Raw genomic sequence first — 18,646 nt, 5'->3', positions numbered from 1 at the left:
TTTGACAACCTGTAGAGCAATCACTAGTGTCTTTGGATCCAAATTCCGTTGTCATTCAGGGTGAGTAGTTGTGACACAGAAGCCCAAACCGCTGCACAGCATCAAAGTCGATGGGCCGATTCCCGCACACCTTGCCCGCTCGATCATCGAAGAGACCCTGCGCTCGGCGATCCTTGACGGTCGCTTGCCGTGCGGCACCGCCCTGCGTCAGCAGGACCTGGCCGACCTGTTCGGGGTCAGCCGCATGCCGGTGCGCGAGGCTCTGCGCCAACTCGAAGCGCAGGAACTGCTGAGCGTCACCACCCACAAGGGCGCCGTTGTAGCGCCGCTGATCCAGGGCGACGCCACCGAGACCTACGAGTTGCGGATCCTCCTCGAATCCGAGGCCATGCGCCAGTCGATCCCGTTGCTGACCAGCGCCGATCACGCGCTTGCCGCCGGCTATATCGAAGCACTCGAAACCCAGCACGACTACAGTGAAATCGGTCGGCTCAACCGTCTGTTCCACATGGCCCTGTACAGCAAGGCACCGAATAAGCGTCTGCTGCGGCTGGTCGAAGACGGCCTCAACGAGGAGGAGCGCTTTCTGCGTTTCAACCTCGAAGCCATGGGCCTGGGCAAACTCTCCCAGGAAGATCACCGCGCCATGCTCCACGCGGTGATCGAGCGCGATGTCGAGCTGTCGGTGAAGTTGCTCACACATCACCTCAACCGTGGCGTCGAGGTCATCACCCGCTTCCTCGCCAGCCCTGCCGGACAAAACCGCAAGGCCGTACGCTGATGCTCTCCACGCCGGTCTCAGGCTCTCGCAGCTGACCGGCGAATAACCCGCTTACAAATCCCCTCTACGGTCTGCCGCAAATCCCGGTGGCGGATCCGCCTGTTCGCTCTAACCTCCCTGCGCCCATAAGCCCGGCATTGCAGCTCGCTGCGGACGAATCGGTCATAGCCGTCCTGCCAATTTACCCGCACTCTTTAACGGCCAACCCATGAAGAACGGGCGACGCTCCGCACCGCCGGCGCAGTCCCCGCACCAGGAACCTACGGAAGGAGCCTTGCCACGGGATAAAAGGAAGTTACGGCGCCGTTTCCGGCCAACTTTCATTCCTATACATCACTTCAATCTTTGCATCGGAAAGTTGCTTTGAGTGAGGCATTCACTCTTATCTTCAATTTTGGCCATTATTTGCCGAAAGGAGCAACTACGCCCAAGTAAAACTGAAATTAAAAGTTTTACCGGGCCAACTCATACTTGAAAAACACACAACTAAAAATAATTAAAAATAAACTTGTTAAGTTATTTGACGATGTATTAGCTTTTCCTCGCCGAGCAGGTTCAACCCGCAAACACGGCACGGCTCCGCAGTTAGCCAATAGCTTTGGCAAATAGTCGCCAACGCATGGCCGAGAGCCTTTCATGCACTTTGCAAACTTTCATTAATCCGAATGAGGCCCGCGCTCGCCAATAGAAAACATTTCAAATCTATCAAGTCCGTGTTGATGCACTGAACGAGCAACTCCCTCTATTCCAATAACACCGAGGTTCGCCATGATGCCAACTAAAGAACAACTCGCCCTGAAAAAAGCTCAATTGAGCGTTCACCCGATCTTTACCGAAATCGATTCGTTATCGGTACTGCGCCGGTTCATGGAGTCTCACGTCTTCGCCGTGTGGGATTTCATGTCGCTGACCAAGCGCCTGCAGCAGGAACTGACCTGCACCCGCCTGCCATGGCTGCCGCCACGCGATCCGCATGCTGCGCGGCTGATCAACGAGATCGTGCTCGGCGAAGAGTCCGACGACCGTCCCGCTCACGGCCATTACAGCCATTTCGAGCTGTACCTGGACGCCATGCGCGAAGTCGGTGCGAGCACCACGGCGGTCGAACGGTTTGTCGCGCTGCAACAGGAAGGCGTGAGTTACGACGTCGCTCTGCAAAGCGTTGAGGTCGATCCGGCAGCAGCGAAATTTGTCCGCGAGACGCTAAACACCGCGCTGCATGCGCCAGGCCACAGCGTCGCCGCCGCGTTCCTGCATGGTCGCGAGAGCGTGATCCCGCCTATGTTCCAGCGCATCCTCGATGACTGGGGGATCGGCATCGAACAGGCACCAACCTTTCGCTATTACCTGGAACGCCACATCGAGGTCGACTCCGAGGATCACGGCCCGGCCGCCGAGCAATTGCTCGAGCGCCTGGTCGATGGCGATCCGCAGCGTGAAGCCGAGGTCTACGCCAGCGCCATCGCGGCCGTGGAAAGCCGCATCGCCCTGTGGGACGGCCTGCGTCTGAGCATGCGTGAACCTTTGGCGGAGGTGGCCCAATGAACGCCGCCGACTATCAATCCTTCGCCGACGCCTGGGAAACCCGCGCCACCATCCGCACCCGGCCACGGCGCGTGCTCGAAGACGATGAGCGCCTGATCTATCCGTTGAGCCGCCAGCCCCTGGTGCTCAGCGAAACCTTCCTGCGCGAGTGCCCGCAGCAGCGTGATTTTGCGTTGGTGCAGACGCTGTACAAGTTCATCAACGACGTGGTGATTTTCGAGACCGAAATCGTCGACCAGACCGCCCGCGCCATCGCCAAGAATCGCTTCGCCGTACCCTTCCCGTTCGCCTGTCGCTACGACGCGATGACCGTGGTGGTGGACGAGGATTACCACGCACTGGTGGCGATGGATTTCATGCAGCAGACCGTGGCCATGACCGGCATCGAGCCGATCGAACTGCCTGCTGAAATCGAACTGAGCCGGGCGATTCCTGCCGCCGTGGCCCTGGCGCCCGAGCACCTGCGCAGCGCGGTGGAGTTGATCTGCGTCGCCATCGCCGAAAACACCGTGACCGGCGACGTCGCCGCGTTCGCCCGGGACGACACGGTCAAGCCGTCGATCAAAGGCCTGATGGCCGATCACTTGCTCGACGAGGGCCGGCACTCCAGCTTCTGGGCGCGCATGGTGCGCATCTATTGGCATACCGCCAATGACGCGGACCGGGAAACCATCGCGCAGATCCTGCCGGTGTTCATCGGCCATTACCTGACCAATGACATCCAGAAGTCCTTCGATCTGCGCCTGATCGACGCCTTGCCGGTCAGTGATGCGATCCGCCGCTCGCTCAAGGACGAAATGGCCGGACTGGCCTTCCCGATCAATCGCCACCATCCGCTGGTGGGCAACATCGTGCGTTTTTTCCACAACAGCTCGCTGCTCGACACGCCCTGCGTGCAGCACGCCCTGCGTGACTATCTGGTGTGATGAGGAGGCCGACATGAGACGTCTCGACATTTTGCTGATTGGCGCCAGCCAGGCCATGACCGACCTGGCACAGGAACTCGAACAACACGGTCACTCATTGATGCGCAGCGGCGCCGCGCAATCGACAGTGGATCTGATCATCGACGATGGCTTCATCGGCGCCGGCGATCGCTGTGCAATCCCCCACCTGCATCTGCGCCTGGGTATCGGAAGGCAAAGCATTGGTGGTTTGCCGACACTCGACCTGCTGTGTTTCATCGGCTCGTCACTGATCAGCCGCGTGCCGATTGGCGAGGAGCCGTCCGGCAACGGTCAGGCACTGCGCCAGCGAGTGCTGACGCAGTTGGTCGACGAAGTCGCGCTGCTGGTCAGCCGCTTCTCCCGCGATGCCGGGTACTTCCAGCAGGCATCGCCGGCCACGGCGCCGGACTTCGAGCAGGTGGAAGACCTGTCGTTTCTCGACAGCCTGGCTTACGTCCATCGCCTCAACGCCACGGCGCATCCGGCATTGTTGCAACAGGCGCAGACACCGCTGATCGAGCGCCTGCAACAGAGCCTGATCGAACACGCCGAGCGACCGGCGCTGCACCTGGCCGAGCAGTCGCTCAGCTACCGCCAGTTGCACGCCCACAGCCGTGCGATCCAGCAACGTCTGCAACCGCTGCTCGAACAGCATCCGCAGCCGTGGGTCGTGGGCATTTGCCAGCCGAAAAGCCCGGCGCTGTTCGCCTCGATTCTGGCGGTGCTCGGCAGTGGCGCGGTGTATCTGCCGCTGGAGCCGAGCCATCCGTTGCAGCGCCAGCAATACATCCTGCAAAACGCCGGGGCGGTGTTGTTGCTGCACGACGGCGAGCACCCGCTCGGTGAGTCGATGCCCGGGCTGGATGTCAGTCGTATCGACAGTGCCGACGCCGATCTCGACCTGCCGTTGATGCGTCAGCGACCGATGCTTGAAGCACCGTGCATGGCGCTCTACACCTCGGGCACTACCGGCCATCCGAAGGGCGTGCTGCTGAGCCAGGCGAACCTCGCCCACTTCACGGCGTGGTACGCCGATTACGTGCAGTTGCGCGCCGAGAGTCGGGTCTTGCAGTTCTCTTCGCTGAGCTTCGACTCATCGCTGATCGATATCTTCCCGAGTCTGCTGCAGGGCGCCGAACTGGTGGTGCCCGACGACACCCAGCGCCGCGATCCACTGCAACTGGTGGCGCTGATCCGCCGCCGGCAACTGACCCACGCGTTCCTGCCGCCGGCGCTGCTGAGCATCCTGCCGCTGGAGCAACTGCAAGGCGTGGAGGTGATGACCGGTGGCGACGTCTGCGAGCCTTTCGTCATCGAGCAACTGACCCGGCAGGGCAAGCTGCACAACCTCTACGGCCCCACCGAGGCGACGGTGTTGATCACGGCTCGCCAGCTCAAACCGGGTGACAGCAACCGCACCCTCGGCGCACCGATTGCCAACAGTCAGGTGCTGATTCTCGATGACGACTTGCAACCGGTGCCGGAGAACACCGTCGGCGAATTGTTCATCGTCGGCCCCGGCGTCTGCCTCGGTTATCTGAACAATCCGCAGCAGACCGCCGAGCGCTATCTCACCTTGCAACTGCCACATGGCCAAGCGTTGCGCGCGTACCGCAGCGGCGACATGGCCAAGTGGGGCGAGCACGGTATCGAGCTGTGCGGACGGCGCGACAATCAGGTGAAGATCCGCGGTTTCCGGGTCGAGCCGGAAGAGATCGAGCGCTGCCTGCGCGAGAGCCAGTTGTACCGTCAGGTGGCGGTGGTGATCGACAGTCAGCGGCGAATTCTGGCGTTCCTCGCCCAGCCGCAATCGGACGCTGCCCGCGACCTGTTGAAGGCGCATGCCCAGCAGTTTCTGCCGGACTACATGCAACCGGTGGCCTGGACTGAACTGGCGCAGATGCCATTCGCCAGCAACGGCAAGGTCGACCGTAAGGCATTGCTGGAGCTGCCGGTGAGTGTGCAGGACAGCGGCCCGAAATGCCTGCCGGCAAACGCCGACGAAGCGCTGCTGTTGGAGATCTGGGCGGAACTGCTGGAGCTGCCGAGCAGCGATATTTCCACCGACGAAAGCTTCTTCAATCTCGGTGGGCATTCGATTCTGCTGTCGCGGATGTTGCTGCGCTTGCGTGAGGAGTTCGGGCGCAGCATCTCGATCAACCGCTTCATCGAACTGCCGACCATCAGCAAACTCGCGACGCTGGTGCGCGGTACCGACGACAGCGCGGTGCTTAGCGCCCAGGCCATGGCCGACGCCGAACGCCCGCTGAACATCGAGCCGCTGCCGATCAGTCGCCTGGGTGATGTGCACAAGGTGATCGTCACCGGCGCCAACAGTTTTGTCGGCGTGCACATCGTCGAAGCACTGCTCGGTTGGGGCGCCAGCGAGGTGGCGTGTCTGGTGCGTGATGGTGGCGGGCAAACGGCGGCGCAGCGTTTTGCTCAGGCATTGCGCGAGAACCGTCTCGAGCACCTGGATCTGAGTCGGGTGCGGATCTATTCGGCAGACCTCACCCGCCCGCAACTGGGCCTGGCCGACGACGATTATCAGCGCCTCGATCGCGAGTTCGGCGCACTGGTGCACAACGCCGCCAACGTCAACCACGTGCTCGATTACGAGTCGCTGGCAGCGGATAACGTCGAGCCGATTTTCGAGCTGCTGCGCTTGTGTGAAGGACGCAGCAAAAAGGTCTTCAACTTTGTCTCGACGCTGTCCGCTTCAAGCACCGTCGATGGCGAAGGCCGAGTGCTCGAATTGCCTGCCGCGCCGACCCCGCCGATCTACATCCGCAACGGCTACAACCTGTCGAAATGGGTCGGCGAACGCGTCCTCGAGCGGGCGCGCGAGCGGGGGTGTGGGTCAACCTGTATCGCCCCGGCAACATCAGTTTCAACAGCCTGAGCGGCGTCTGCCAGCCGCACAAAAACCGTTTGATGCTGATGCTCAAAGGCTCGATCCAGCTCGGTCAGGTGCCGGCCTTCGCGCTGAATTTCGACCTGATGCCGGTGGACTTTCTAGCGCGTTTCATCGCCTTCCACGCCAGCCGTCATTCGACCGAGCGCGCGGTGTTCAACCTGCACAACCCCGAACCGCTGAGTTGGGATGCCTACGTCGCCTCGTTCCGCGAAACCGGCAGCGAATTCTCGCTGGTCAGCGTCGCCGACTGGCAGCAGCAACTGGGCCGGGTCGACACCGACAACGCGCTGTTTGGCGTGCTCGGTTTCTACCTCAACGGCTTCGAGGAGGACATTGGCGACATCTCCCTGATCGGCCACGCCAACGCCGAAGCCGGCGTGCAACAGATGGGCGCGCACTACCCGGAAAAATCCCCGGCGCTGCTGCGTCGCGGCTGCGATTACCTGAAAGAAATCAACTTCATCTGATTCATCCAAAAAAGGAGCAACACCATGAGCACTCTGCAACCGGACACCCTGATCAAAAACCCTCACGGCTGCCATGTCATCTCTTCGGTGGAAGTGCCGGCGGACGCGGCGCAGGTCTGGGCGGTGGTCGGCAATTTCGCTGGCTTCGACCGCTTCATCCCGGCGCTGTCGCACATCGAAATGACCGGCGAAGGCGTGTCCTCGCTGCGCAAGAAATTCTTCAAGGACGGCAACGTGGTGGTCGAGCAACTCAACTCCCGCGATGAGCAGGCACGGGCCATGACCTGGACCACGATCTACAACACCTTGGGTGTGGCCAATCTGTGGGCGGCGATGAATGTGGAATCGTTGGGCGCAGGGAAGTCGCGGGCGACCTGGACGATCATTGCCGAGCCGGCTTCAGGTGGGGAGGAAGCACTGCCGGGGTTCAAGGATTTCGTGCAGGGGTTTGCCGATGATGCGATGGGGAATGTGTTGAAGCTGTTTGTATAAGGCTTCAGTTCTGCGGTGATTGAGCTACCGCCTTCGCGAGCAAGCCCGCTCCCACATTTTGATTGCATTCCTTCTGTAGGAACGCGGTCAATTTGTGGGAGCGGGCTTGCTCGCGAAGAACGATAACGCGGTCTTCAATCTGCGGATCAGATCTTGAAGCTGTCCACCAGCTGCTTCAGGCGGTTGGCCTGCTGCGACAACGCATCACAATCCTTCAATGTTTCATTGAGGTTGGCCACGCTCTGCTGGTTCAGCAGGTTGATCTGGTTGACGTCGACGTTGAGGGTTTCCACCACGGCGGTCTGCTCTTCGGTTGCAGCGGCCACCGACTGGTTCATGCCATCGATTTCGCCGATGCGCTGGGTCACGCTGACCAGGCGCAGACCGGCCTGATTCGCCACTTCAACGCTCTCTTCGCTGGACGCCTGACTGGCGTTCATGGTGGTCACCGCTTCACGGGAACCGACCTGCAAGGAGGTGATCATCTTGTGAATCTCTTCCGCCGACTCCTGGGTGCGGTGGGCGAGGTTACGTACTTCGTCCGCCACCACCGCAAAACCGCGTCCGGCTTCACCGGCACGGGCCGCTTCGATGGCCGCGTTGAGCGCCAGCAGGTTGGTCTGCTGCGAGATGCCTTTGATCACATCGAGGATATGACCGATGTTGTCGGTGCTGGCGTTGAGTGTTTCGATCTGAGTGCACGACAGGCTGATCTTCTGCGACAGCTCGGTCATCGCCTGAATGGTCTGCTCGACCACCTGACGACCGTCATCGGCCTGCTCGCTGGCGCCGCTGGCGTGCTGCGATGCATCGGCGGCGTTGCGGGCGATTTCCTGAGTGGCGGCGCCCAACTGGTTGATCGCGGCGGCCACGCTGTTGGTGCGCGCGCTTTGTTCGTCGGAACCGATGATCGAGGCGTTGGACGAGGCCATCACGCGTTGCGACAGGTCGTGCACGTGACGAGTGGCCGAGGACACTTCGGAAATCGACGCGTGAATACGCTCGACGAACTGGTTGAACGAGCTGCCCAGTTCAGCGAACTCATCCTTGCCTTCCACGACCAGACGACGGGTCAAGTCACCTTCGCCCTGGGCGATGTCCCGCATCGCGCGGCCCATGGTGGTCAGTGGACGCATCAGGACGTTGATCAGCAGGCTCAGCAGCAGCGCAATCGCAGCGACCGCGACGAACATCGCGATCAGCGCCGAAGTACGGAACTGGCTGAGGGCGGCGTAGGCCTTGTCGCGATCGATCGACAGACCGATGTACCAATCGGCATTCGGCAAGTCGCTGACCGGAGTGAACGACAGAATGCGTTCCTGGCCGTTGAGCACCACGTTCTGGTTGCCCTTCTCGATGCGCACGCCGGAATTCGGGTAGATGTCCTTGAGGTTCTTCATCACCTGGTCTTTGTCCGGGCTGACGATCACTTGACCGTCACCGCTGACCAGGAATGCGTGGCCGAGGCCACCGAAGTCCACCGAGTTGATGATCTTTACCAGGGTTTCCAGGCTCAGGTCACCACCGACCACCCCCAGCAGCTCGCCATTCTTTTTCACCGGCATGGCGATGGTCACCACCAGACCACCGACCGCGGCCATGTACGGCGGGGTCAGCATGGTTTTGTCGGCAGCAACGGCTTGCTTGTACCAAGGGCGCTGACGCGGGTCGTAGCCGTCGGGCATCTTCGCGTCAGGGCGCTGGGTGAACACACCGTTGGCCTGACCGACGTAGGTGAACTGGAAGTTCGAGGTGAAGGCCGGTTGATCGACCAGCCCAGGGAAGTCGGCGTCCTTGCCCTGATGGGCAACGTTCTGCGCGAGGTTTTCCAGCACCAGAATTCGCCCGCTCATCCAGTTCTGCACGCTGCTGGCGGTCAGATCACCGGCCTGCTGTACAGACGACTGGAGGTTCTGGCGAATGGTGTTTCGCTGCAGATAGTCGTTGTAGAGGGTGAACAAAGCGAAAGCCAGGACCACGACGCCCGAGGCGGCCAACAGGATTTTATGGCTGAACTTGAGATTCATTTCATGGGACTTCTTATGCAAAAGTGGGGATGCGTTCCGGGATGCAACATTCCATGTACAGCGCAGGCAGCGTTCTGATGGCCGCTCTACTTTGGTGCACGCATGTCTCACCAGTCTGTCGGCACCATTCGCGGAAATCTTAGGGCTGCGTGGGAAATGGCCTGCATTTCTGTCAGATTCCCGCCGAACGGCGTGCCAGAGCGTTCGCCACGAAGTTTTTTTTGCTGGATCTCCGAGCAGAGGTTGCAAAATTCGCAACCCCTGATAAAAATGCGACTAATTATCATTTGTGACGTTCGGGCTGTCGCGTTCATGTCCTCACCTGAGTTTGCAGTGCAGGCGCTTTACAGGAGTCATCACGGCTGGCTCAACGCCTGGCTGCGGGCGCGGCTGGGCAATGCCGCGGATGCCGCAGATCTGGCCCAGGACACCTTCGTCCGCCTGTTGCAGCGCAGCGAACGCCTGGAACTCAAGGCGCCTCGCGCATTTTTACGCACCATCGCCCGTGGCCTGGTGATCGATCATTGGCGTCGTGAAGAAATCGAACGCGCCTATCTCGAAACCATCGCCCATTTGCCCGAAGCCGAAACCCCAAGCGCCGAAACCCGCGCGCTGGTAATCGAGTTGCTCGAGAGCATCGCGCGCATGCTTGAAGGCTTGCGGCCGAAAGTGCGTCAGGCGTTTCTGCTGGCGCAGTGTGAAGGTTTGACGCACAAGCAGATCGCCGAACAGCTGGGCTTGTCTCTGCGTTCGGTGGAGCGTTACGTCGCCGATGCGCTGTATCACTGCTACGTGTTGCGGTACGACAGCTGATGCCTGTGGATAACCTCTCGACCGGGCGACGCGCCGAACCGCCGCAACAGGTGGTCAAACAAGCCATTCACTGGCTGCTGCGGCTGCGCAACAACCATGGCAATGCGCGCCTGAGTCGCCAATGCGAAGCGTGGCGCGCCGAGCATCACGAGCATGAACTGGCGTGGCAGCGCGTGCAGTCGCTGCAGGCCGAACTGAGCCATAACCTGCGCGCCGTGCCCGGCGCACAGGTGGCGTTCAATACCCTGGAAAACAGTGCGCAGGGGCTGGGGCGGCGCCAGGCCTTGAAGCTGCTGTCCGGCGCGGTGCTGATGGGCTCCGCGGCGTGGCTGGCCAAGGACACCTCCGTGTGGCAGCAGTGGCGCGCTGATTACGCTACGGCGACCGGCGAGCGTCGCGGGTTCCAGTTGCCCGACGGCACGCGGATCGAGCTGAACACGGCCAGCGCAGTGGATCTGGACTACACCGCGCAGCAGCGGCTGATCAAACTCACCCGTGGCGAAATCATCGTCACTTGCGGGAGTAATGATGAAGGCGCGGCGTTCAGCCGGCCGCTTCGCGTGCAAAGTCGCCATGGCACTTATGAGCCGGCCAATGCCCGCTTCATCCTGCGCCAGGAAAACGATTGCACGCGACTGAGCGTCAGCTCCGGGCGCGTCGCCATCCACAACGGCGGAGCTTCGGTTGAGGCTTTCGCCGGGCAGACCTTTCTGATCGATCACCATCAGGTGCGCCCTGCACCTCCACTGGATATGGACGCGGGCGCCTGGGTCGATGGTTTGATCGTGACCCGCAACATGCGCCTGGGCGATTTCCTCAATGAAGTCGGACGTTATCGTCAGGGCTTCGTGACGTGCACGCCGCAGGTGGCTGATCTGCGCCTGTCCGGTGTGTTCCGCCTGGAGGACACCGACAAGCTGCTGGCAATCCTGCCGCAGACTTTGCCGGTGCAATTGCGCTATCGCACCCGTTGGTGGGTAACGCTTGAGGCTGTGGCCTGAAATTATTTTGGCGGGTTTTCGCGACAAGTCCGGCTTGGTCAGTAAGCACTTCAACTCAGCCTTTGCGACTGCCTACGGAAACCTACAATGACTGTCCGCCTCACCTGTAAGAACTCGCTGAACTTCACTGCCGAATCGGGCCTGCTGGGGCACGCCATTCGCGCTGCCCTGCTGTCCACCGTTCTGGGCGCCGGTGTGCTGCCAGGCCTGAGCCTCGCCGCCAATGCCAGTGAAGCGAGCAGTCATGGCTACAACATCACCGCCGGCCCGCTGGGCGAAGCGCTGAACCAGTTCGCGCGTCAGGCGGGCATCACCTTGTCGATGACCCCGCAGCAAACGCAGGGGCGGCAGTCTCCGGGCGTACAGGGCGAATATTCCACCGATCAGGCGTTGAGCCATTTGCTGGGCGGCTCGGGTCTGGAAGCGATCAGCCAAGACGGAAACAGCTACATCCTGCGTTCAATCAGCGAACCCGAGGCGCTGGCACTGCCAACCACCGACATCAAAGGTTTCGCCCTCGGTAACGCGCTGGGCAGCATGGAAGGCTACAACGCCACCCACAGCCAGATCGCTACCAAAACCAGTACCGCGCTGCTGGAAACTTCGCAAAGCGTATCGGTGGTGACCCGCGAGCAAATGGACGATCAAGGCTCACAGACCGTCTCCCAGGCGATGCGCTATACCCCCGGCGTGCTGACCAACCCTTACGGCGCGACTCATCGCTACGACTATTTGGCGATGCGCGGTTTCAACGACGGCTCGGTGGACAACATCTACCTCGACGGCCTCAAGTCGATGGGCGACAGCGGCACCTACAGCACCATGCAGGTCGATCCGTATTTCCTTGAGCGTGTGGATATTCTCAAAGGCCCGTCGTCAGTCTTGTATGGCCGCAGTTCGCCCGGTGGCCTGGTGGCGCTGACCAGCAAAAAGCCGTTGTACGAGGCCTATCATCAGGTCCAGGCCACGGTTGGCACCCAAGGTCAGCGCGGTGTCGGTTTTGACTTCAGCGGTCCGGTCGATGACGACAAACGCATTGCCTATCGTCTCACCGGTTTGACGGATCAGTCCGACACGCAGTTCGACCACAACAAGGAAAAACGCTTCGCCCTCGCACCGACTCTGAGCATCGACTTCAGCGAAGACACTTCGCTGACGCTGCAGGCGTATCTGCAGCACGATCCGGACGGCGGCTACCACGGTGGCGTGCCGGCGGATGGCACGATTCATCAGCGCAACGGCAACCGCATCTCGCCGCACTTCTTCGAGGGGGAGCCGGGGATTGACGGTTACTCGCGGGATCAGCAGTCGTTCGGCTATCAGTTCGAGCATCGCTTCAACGATGTCTTCACGGCGCGGCAGAATTTCCGTTACCTCGACTCCAAGGTCAACATGGATCAGGTCTACGCCTACGGCTGGACGACGCCAACCAGCAACGAACTGAACCGCTACTACACCGGCGGCGATGAACGTCTGCATGCGTTCATCGTCGACAACATGCTGCAGGCCGAATTCTTCACCGGTGCCACCAAGCACACGGTGTTGATGGGCGCCGATTATCAACGGCGCAAAACCGTGGTCGACTGGACCAGTGGCGGCCTGGCCCCGATCAACGCGTTCAACCCGGTCTACGGCAATTCGGCGATCGATATGTACGGCGATACCAGTTACCTGCGGCGCCTGGAGCAGACCGGCGTGTACCTGCAAGACCTGATCGAGATGGACCAATGGCGCTTCTCGCTGGGTCTGCGCCAGGACTGGGTCGAGACTTCGGATGAGAACCGTATCGCCGAAGCAGGCCGTCCGGTCGGTACTGAAATCAATGACCGGCGCACCAAACTGACCGGACGTGCTGGCGCGTTGTATCTGTTCGAGAACGGCCTGGCGCCGTACATCAGCTACTCCGAGTCGTTTAACCCGAACTCGTATGCCGACAGCGCTGGCAATCCTCTGCCTCCGACCGATGGCACACAGTGGGAAGTCGGCCTGAAGTATCAACCGCCGGGCACCGACAACCTGTTCACCGCCTCGCTGTTCCGGATCGATCAGGAAAATCTGGCGACCAAGCTGCCTCAGGAAAACTTCTACCGCGCGGTGGGCGCTGTCCGCTCGCAAGGCCTGGAGCTGGAAGCGCACATGCAGTTGACCGACAACCTGAAAGTGCTCGGCAGCTATACCTTCACCGATATCGAGTACTCGAAGTCGATGGTCAGCACCCTGAGCACGCCGACCGCCGTGATCGAGAACAAGGGCAATTCGCCGACCCAGGCACCGCGGCACATGGCGTCGTTGTGGGCGGACTACAAGTTCGACAGTGCGGCGCTCGATGGCCTGCGTCTGGGCGGTGGTGTGCGTTATGTCGGTTACAGCTGGGCGGATGCGGAGAACACCCTGAAGGTGCCGTCCTACACACTGTTCGACGCATCGATCGGCTATGACCTGGGCAAGGTCGGTTTGAAAGGTGTCGACGTGCGTCTGAACGCGAACAACCTGACCAATGAATCCTACGTGGCCTCCTGCGCGAGTCTGAACTTCTGCTACATGGGCGAAGAGCGCAACGTCGCCGCCACGGTCAGCTACCAGTTCTAAACCTTTGCCTTGTGCATAAAAAAGCCAGCCCCTGTTTTCAGGGGCTGGCTTTGTCGTCTCTGTGGGGAACATTTCATGCGCGCATTGTTGGTGTTGTTGCATCGCTATATCGGGCTGGCGACGGCGGTGTTTTTACTGCTGGCCGGGATCACCGGGAGCATTCTTGCGTTCAATCATGAGTTGGATGAGTGGCTGAATCCGCAGTTCTACGCGGCTTCATCTGAGGGGCAACGATTGCCTCCCGGGGCCTTGGTCGATGCGGTGCAAACCTCGCATCCGAAGTTGCAGGTCTGGTACATGGAGTATCCGCAGGAGGCGGGACATACCGCCATGTTGGCGGCGGTGCCGCGCAATGATCCGGCGACCGGCAAACCGTTTGATGAGCGCAATCAGGTGTTCTATCTGGACCCGGTAAATGCCGAGCAGAAGGGCCAACGTTACTGGGGTGAATGCTGCTTTGCGCGGGAGAACTTCATTCCGTTCATTCTTGAGTTTCATTACAACCTGACGTTGCCCGGCAACTGGGGCCTGTGGTTGATGGGCCTGGTTGCCATCGCTTGGGTAATCGATTGCTTCATTGCGCTGTGGCTGACGCTTCCCCGTGGCAAACCGTTCTGGAGCAAGTGGTCGTTGGCCTGGAAGATCAAGGGCGGGCACGCTTATCGGCTCAACTTCGATCTGCATCGCGCGGGGGGATTGTGGCTGTGGTTGTTGTTGCTACCGATTGCGGTCAGCAGTGTCGCGATGAACTTGCCCAGTCAGGTCTTCAAACCGGCGGTGTCGCTGTTTTCACCGATCGAGCCGAGCGTTTATGAGGCCCGAGGGCGAATGCCTCCGTCGGCGTTGGGGGTGACGCAGTTGAGTTATCAACAGGCGTACGAAAGGGCATTGCTGGAGGGGAAGAGGTTAGGACTGACAGCGGCGATCGGGGAGTTGTATTACAGCTTTGAGTACAACTTCTACGGCGCAGGATTCGGGCATCACGACACTGAAGCGCATGGCAAATCCTGGTTGTTCTTCCACGGTACTGACGGGCGATTATTAGGTCAGGAAATTGCCGGACAAGGGACGTTGGGGGAACGGTTTTACCGCTTGCAACTACCGATACATGGCGGACGGATCATCGGCTTCACCGGGCAAGTGATCATCGCGGTATTGGGGGTTCTGATCGCGGGGCTATCGGGGACTGGCGTCTACATCTGGTGGCGCAAGTGGCAGGCCCGGCGCATCAGCAAGGCTCGCAAAGCGGCCTGAGTTTTGGGAGCCCTGAAACGACAAAACCCCTGTCTGCGTTAGCAGACAGGGGTTCTGGAATTTAATCTTGACGATGACCTACTCTCACATGGGGAAACCCCACACTACCATCGGCGATGCATCGTTTCACTTCTGAGTTCGGGATGGGATCAGGTGGTTCCAACGCTCTATGGTCGTCAAGAAATTCTGTATCTGGCCCGTCAACACGGTAACGTGCCAGCAAAATCGGTGACTTCTACTAAAACAAAACCCCAACTGCTTTCGCAATTGGGGTTTCGGAATTTAATCTTGACGATGACCTACTCTCACATGGGGAAACCCCACACTACCATCGGCGATGCATCGTTTCACTTCTGAGTTCGGGATGGGATCAGGTGGTTCCAACGCTCTATGGTCGTCAAGAAATTCGGGTACTGACTCGCGACCTGTTGGCCTCGCTTCAGCAAATCGGGTATGTGATACAGGTGTCTTGTGAGCATCGCGAACTTTCGGTTCATTGCGTCTTCACACACCGCAATCTGATGCTCTTTCGAGTAGTCAAATTGCTTGGGTGTTATATGGTCAAGCCTCACGGGCAATTAGTATTGGTTAGCTCAACGCCTCACAGCGCTTACACACCCAACCTATCAACGTCGTAGTCTTCGACGGCCCTTCAGGGAACTCAAGGTTCCAGTGAGATCTCATCTTGAGGCAAGTTTCCCGCTTAGATGCTTTCAGCGGTTATCTTTCCCGAACATAGCTACCCGGCAATGCCACTGGCGTGACAACCGGAACACCAGAGGTTCGTCCACTCCGGTCCTCTCGTACTAGGAGCAGCCCCTCTCAAATCTCAAACGTCCACGGCAGATAGGGACCGAACTGTCTCACGACGTTCTAAACCCAGCTCGCGTACCACTTTAAATGGCGAACAGCCATACCCTTGGGACCGGCTTCAGCCCCAGGATGTGATGAGCCGACATCGAGGTGCCAAACACCGCCGTCGATATGAACTCTTGGGCGGTATCAGCCTGTTATCCCCGGAGTACCTTTTATCCGTTGAGCGATGGCCCTTCCATACAGAACCACCGGATCACTAAGACCTACTTTCGTACCTGCTCGACGTGTCTGTCTCGCAGTCAAGCGCGCTTTTGCCTTTATACTCTACGACCGATTTCCGACCGGTCTGAGCGCACCTTCGTACTCCTCCGTTACTCTTTAGGAGGAGACCGCCCCAGTCAAACTACCCACCATACACTGTCCTCGATCCGGATAACGGACCTGAGTTAGAACCTCAAAGTTGCCAGGGTGGTATTTCAAGGATGGCTCCACGCGAACTGGCGTCCACGCTTCAAAGCCTCCCACCTATCCTACACAAGCAAATTCAAAGTCCAGTGCAAAGCTATAGTAAAGGTTCACGGGGTCTTTCCGTCTAGCCGCGGATACACTGCATCTTCACAGCGATTTCAATTTCACTGAGTCTCGGGTGGAGACAGCGCCGCCATCGTTACGCCATTCGTGCAGGTCGGAACTTACCCGACAAGGAATTTCGCTACCTTAGGACCGTTATAGTTACGGCCGCCGTTTACCGGGGCTTCGATCAAGAGCTTCGCGTTAGCTAACCCCATCAATTAACCTTCCGGCACCGGGCAGGCGTCACACCCTATACGTCCACTTTCGTGTTTGCAGAGTGCTGTGTTTTTAATAAACAGTCGCAGCGGCCTGGTATCTTCGACCGGCATGAGCTTACGGAGCAAGTCCTTCACCCTCACCGGCGCACCTTCTCCCGAAGTTACGGTGCCATTTTGCCTAGTTCCTTCACCCGAGTTCTCTCAAGCGCCTTGGTATTCTCTACCCAACCACCTGTGTCGGTTTGGGGTACGGTTCCTGGTTACCTGAAGCTTAGAAGCTTTTCTTGGAAGCATGGCATCAACCACTTCGTCACCCAAAGGGTAACTCGTCATCAGCTCTCGGCCTTAAGATCCCGGATTTACCTAAGATCTCAGCCTACCACCTTAAACTTGGACAACCAACGCCAAGCTGGCCTAGCCTTCTCCGTCCCTCCATCGCAATAACCAGAAGTACAGGAATATTAACCTGTTTTCCATCGACTACGCTTTTCAGCCTCGCCTTAGGGACCGACTAACCCTGCGTCGATTAACGTTGCGCAGGAAACCTTGGTCTTTCGGCGTGGGTGTTTTTCACACCCATTGTCGTTACTCATGTCAGCATTCGCACTTCTGATACCTCCAGCAAGCTTCTCAACTCACCTTCACAGGCTTACAGAACGCTCCTCTACCGCATCACTTGCGTGATACCCGTAGCTTCGGTGTATGGTTTGAGCCCCGTTACATCTTCCGCGCAGGCCGACTCGACTAGTGAGCTATTACGCTTTCTTTAAAGGGTGGCTGCTTCTAAGCCAACCTCCTAGCTGTCTAAGCCTTCCCACATCGTTTCCCACTTAACCATAACTTTGGGACCTTAGCTGACGGTCTGGGTTGTTTCCCTTTTCACGACGGACGTTAGCACCCGCCGTGTGTCTCCCATGCTCGGCACTTGTAGGTATTCGGAGTTTGCATCGGTTTGGTAAGTCGGGATGACCCCCTAGCCGAAACAGTGCTCTACCCCCTACAGTGATACATGAGGCGCTACCTAAATAGCTTTCGAGGAGAACCAGCTATCTCCGAGCTTGATTAGCCTTTCACTCCGATCCACAGGTCATCCGCTAACTTTTCAACGGTAGTCGGTTCGGTCCTCCAGTCAGTGTTACCTAACCTTCAACCTGCCCATGGATAGATCGCCCGGTTTCGGGTCTATTCCCAGCGACTAGACGCCCTATTAAGACTCGCTTTCGCTACGCCTCCCCTATTCGGTTAAGCTCGCCACTGAAAATAAGTCGCTGACCCATTATACAAAAGGTACGCAGTCACCCAACAAAGTGGGCTCCCACTGCTTGTACGCATACGGTTTCAGGATCTATTTCACTCCCCTCTCCGGGGTTCTTTTCGCCTTTCCCTCACGGTACTAGTTCACTATCGGTCAGTCAGTAGTATTTAGCCTTGGAGGATGGTCCCCCCATATTCAGACAAAGTTTCTCGTGCTCCGTCCTACTCGATTTCATGACCAAGAGATTTTCGCGTACAGGGCTATCACCCACTATGGCCGCACTTTCCAGAGCGTTCCGCTAATCTCAAAGCCACTTAAGGGCTAGTCCCCGTTCGCTCGCCACTACTAAGGGAATCTCGGTTGATTTCTTTTCCTCAGGGTACTTAGATGTTTCAGTTCCCCTGGTTCGCCTCTTGCACCTATGTATTCAGTACAAGATAACCATCTTATGATGGCTGGGTTCCCCCATTCAGACATCTCCGGATCAAAGTCTGTTTGCCGACTCCCCGAAGCTTTTCGCAGGCTACCACGTCTTTCATCGCCTCTGACTGCCAAGGCATCCACCGTATGCGCTTCTTCACTTGACCATATAACCCCAAGCAATCTGGTTATACTGTGAAGACGACATTCGCCGAAAATTCGCAAAACTCTTAAGAGTCACTCACAAATTTTACCTTAGCCTGATCCGTTACCAGTGAAAGTAACGTTCAGTCTATCTTTCTATCACATACCCAAATTTTTAAAGAACGGTTCTGAAAAAGATCAGAGCTAATTATTCGATTCGAATAGTTAGCTCTGCACTTTTACAAACGCATGAATCAAGCAATTCGTGTGGGAACTTATGGAGCAGCTGATGTCGTCGATTAAGGAGGTGATCCAGCCGCAGGTTCCCCTACGGCTACCTTGTTACGACTTCACCCCAGTCATGAATCACACCGTGGTAACCGTCCT

9 protein-coding genes, 4 rRNA genes and 1 pseudogene (1 of these 14 only partly in view) are annotated in these 18,646 nt (G+C 58.6%); 9 read left to right on the top strand and 5 right to left on the bottom strand.

Going from position 1 to position 18,646, the window contains the following annotated elements; genetic code table 11:
* Window positions 1-70: 70 nt before the first annotated feature.
* From V9L13_RS21470 to V9L13_RS21450, 5 genes and pseudogenes are all read left to right on the top strand, one after another.
* Entirely contained in the window at window positions 71-781 is a 711-nt protein-coding gene (locus V9L13_RS21470) for a GntR family transcriptional regulator (protein ID WP_338800477.1), read from the top strand.
* Window positions 782-1,549: 768 nt separating this feature from the next.
* On the top strand, window positions 1,550-2,326 hold the full coding sequence (locus V9L13_RS21465; RefSeq protein WP_003220443.1) for a DUF3050 domain-containing protein: 777 nt from the start codon (window positions 1,550-1,552) through the stop codon (window positions 2,324-2,326).
* Window positions 2,323-3,252, top strand: coding sequence for a diiron oxygenase (locus V9L13_RS21460; protein WP_003220441.1), 930 nt, complete (start codon window positions 2,323-2,325; stop codon window positions 3,250-3,252). Before V9L13_RS21465 ends, V9L13_RS21460 begins: the two co-directional genes overlap by 4 nt.
* 13 nt (window positions 3,253-3,265) lie before the next feature.
* Window positions 3,266-6,657: pseudogene (locus V9L13_RS21455) on the top strand (amino acid adenylation domain-containing protein).
* A gap of 24 nt (window positions 6,658-6,681) precedes the next feature.
* A complete protein-coding gene (locus tag V9L13_RS21450) occupies window positions 6,682-7,149 on the top strand; it encodes an SRPBCC family protein (protein WP_201136110.1) in 468 nt (155 codons plus the stop codon).
* A 146-nt stretch (window positions 7,150-7,295) separates the two neighbouring features.
* Here the strand turns inward: V9L13_RS21450 and V9L13_RS21445 are convergent, their stop codons facing one another.
* Window positions 7,296-9,176: a methyl-accepting chemotaxis protein gene (locus tag V9L13_RS21445; RefSeq protein ID WP_103519918.1), complete on the bottom strand. Its 1,881-nt coding sequence runs from the start codon at window positions 9,174-9,176 to the stop codon at window positions 7,296-7,298.
* 312 nt (window positions 9,177-9,488) lie between these two features.
* On the opposite strand from V9L13_RS21445, the gene V9L13_RS21440 reads away from it, so the two are divergent.
* The 4 genes from V9L13_RS21440 (at window position 9,489) to V9L13_RS21425 (ending at window position 14,833) form a co-directional block, all read left to right on the top strand.
* Window positions 9,489-9,989 carry a sigma-70 family RNA polymerase sigma factor gene (locus V9L13_RS21440; RefSeq protein ID WP_338800476.1) on the top strand — a complete coding sequence of 167 codons (501 nt, stop codon included), beginning with the start codon at window positions 9,489-9,491 and terminating at the stop codon, window positions 9,987-9,989.
* Window positions 9,989-10,990 (top strand): FecR family protein, encoded by a 1,002-nt coding sequence (locus tag V9L13_RS21435; protein ID WP_338800475.1) that lies wholly within the window; start codon window positions 9,989-9,991, stop codon window positions 10,988-10,990. The genes V9L13_RS21440 and V9L13_RS21435 overlap by 1 nt, the downstream gene beginning before the upstream one ends.
* 87 nt (window positions 10,991-11,077) lie before the next feature.
* On the top strand, window positions 11,078-13,579 hold the full coding sequence (locus tag V9L13_RS21430) for a TonB-dependent siderophore receptor (protein WP_338800474.1): 2,502 nt from the start codon (window positions 11,078-11,080) through the stop codon (window positions 13,577-13,579).
* 75 nt (window positions 13,580-13,654) lie between these two features.
* Window positions 13,655-14,833 (top strand): PepSY domain-containing protein, encoded by a 1,179-nt coding sequence (locus tag V9L13_RS21425; protein ID WP_338800473.1) that lies wholly within the window; start codon window positions 13,655-13,657, stop codon window positions 14,831-14,833.
* Between the two features lie 65 nt (window positions 14,834-14,898).
* Here V9L13_RS21425 and rrf (V9L13_RS21420) read toward each other — a convergent pair.
* From rrf (V9L13_RS21420) to V9L13_RS21405, 4 genes are all read right to left on the bottom strand, one after another.
* Window positions 14,899-15,014: ribosomal RNA gene (gene rrf, locus V9L13_RS21420) — 5S ribosomal RNA — on the bottom strand.
* A 105-nt stretch (window positions 15,015-15,119) separates the two neighbouring features.
* A 5S ribosomal RNA gene (gene rrf / locus V9L13_RS21415) occupies window positions 15,120-15,235 on the bottom strand.
* A gap of 155 nt (window positions 15,236-15,390) precedes the next feature.
* A 23S ribosomal RNA gene (locus tag V9L13_RS21410) occupies window positions 15,391-18,282 on the bottom strand.
* 277 nt (window positions 18,283-18,559) lie between these two features.
* A 16S ribosomal RNA gene (locus tag V9L13_RS21405) occupies window positions 18,560-18,646 on the bottom strand (it continues 1,450 nt past the right edge of the window).
* The 16S, 23S and 5S rRNA genes sit together here, the layout of an rRNA operon.

Origin of the sequence: Pseudomonas sp. RSB 5.4, assembly GCF_037126175.1 — a bacterium.
GTDB lineage: Bacteria > Pseudomonadota > Gammaproteobacteria > Pseudomonadales > Pseudomonadaceae > Aquipseudomonas > Aquipseudomonas fluorescens_H.
Note: the sequence above shows the minus strand (reverse complement) of the source record. Positions and strands in the feature narration are given on the sequence as shown.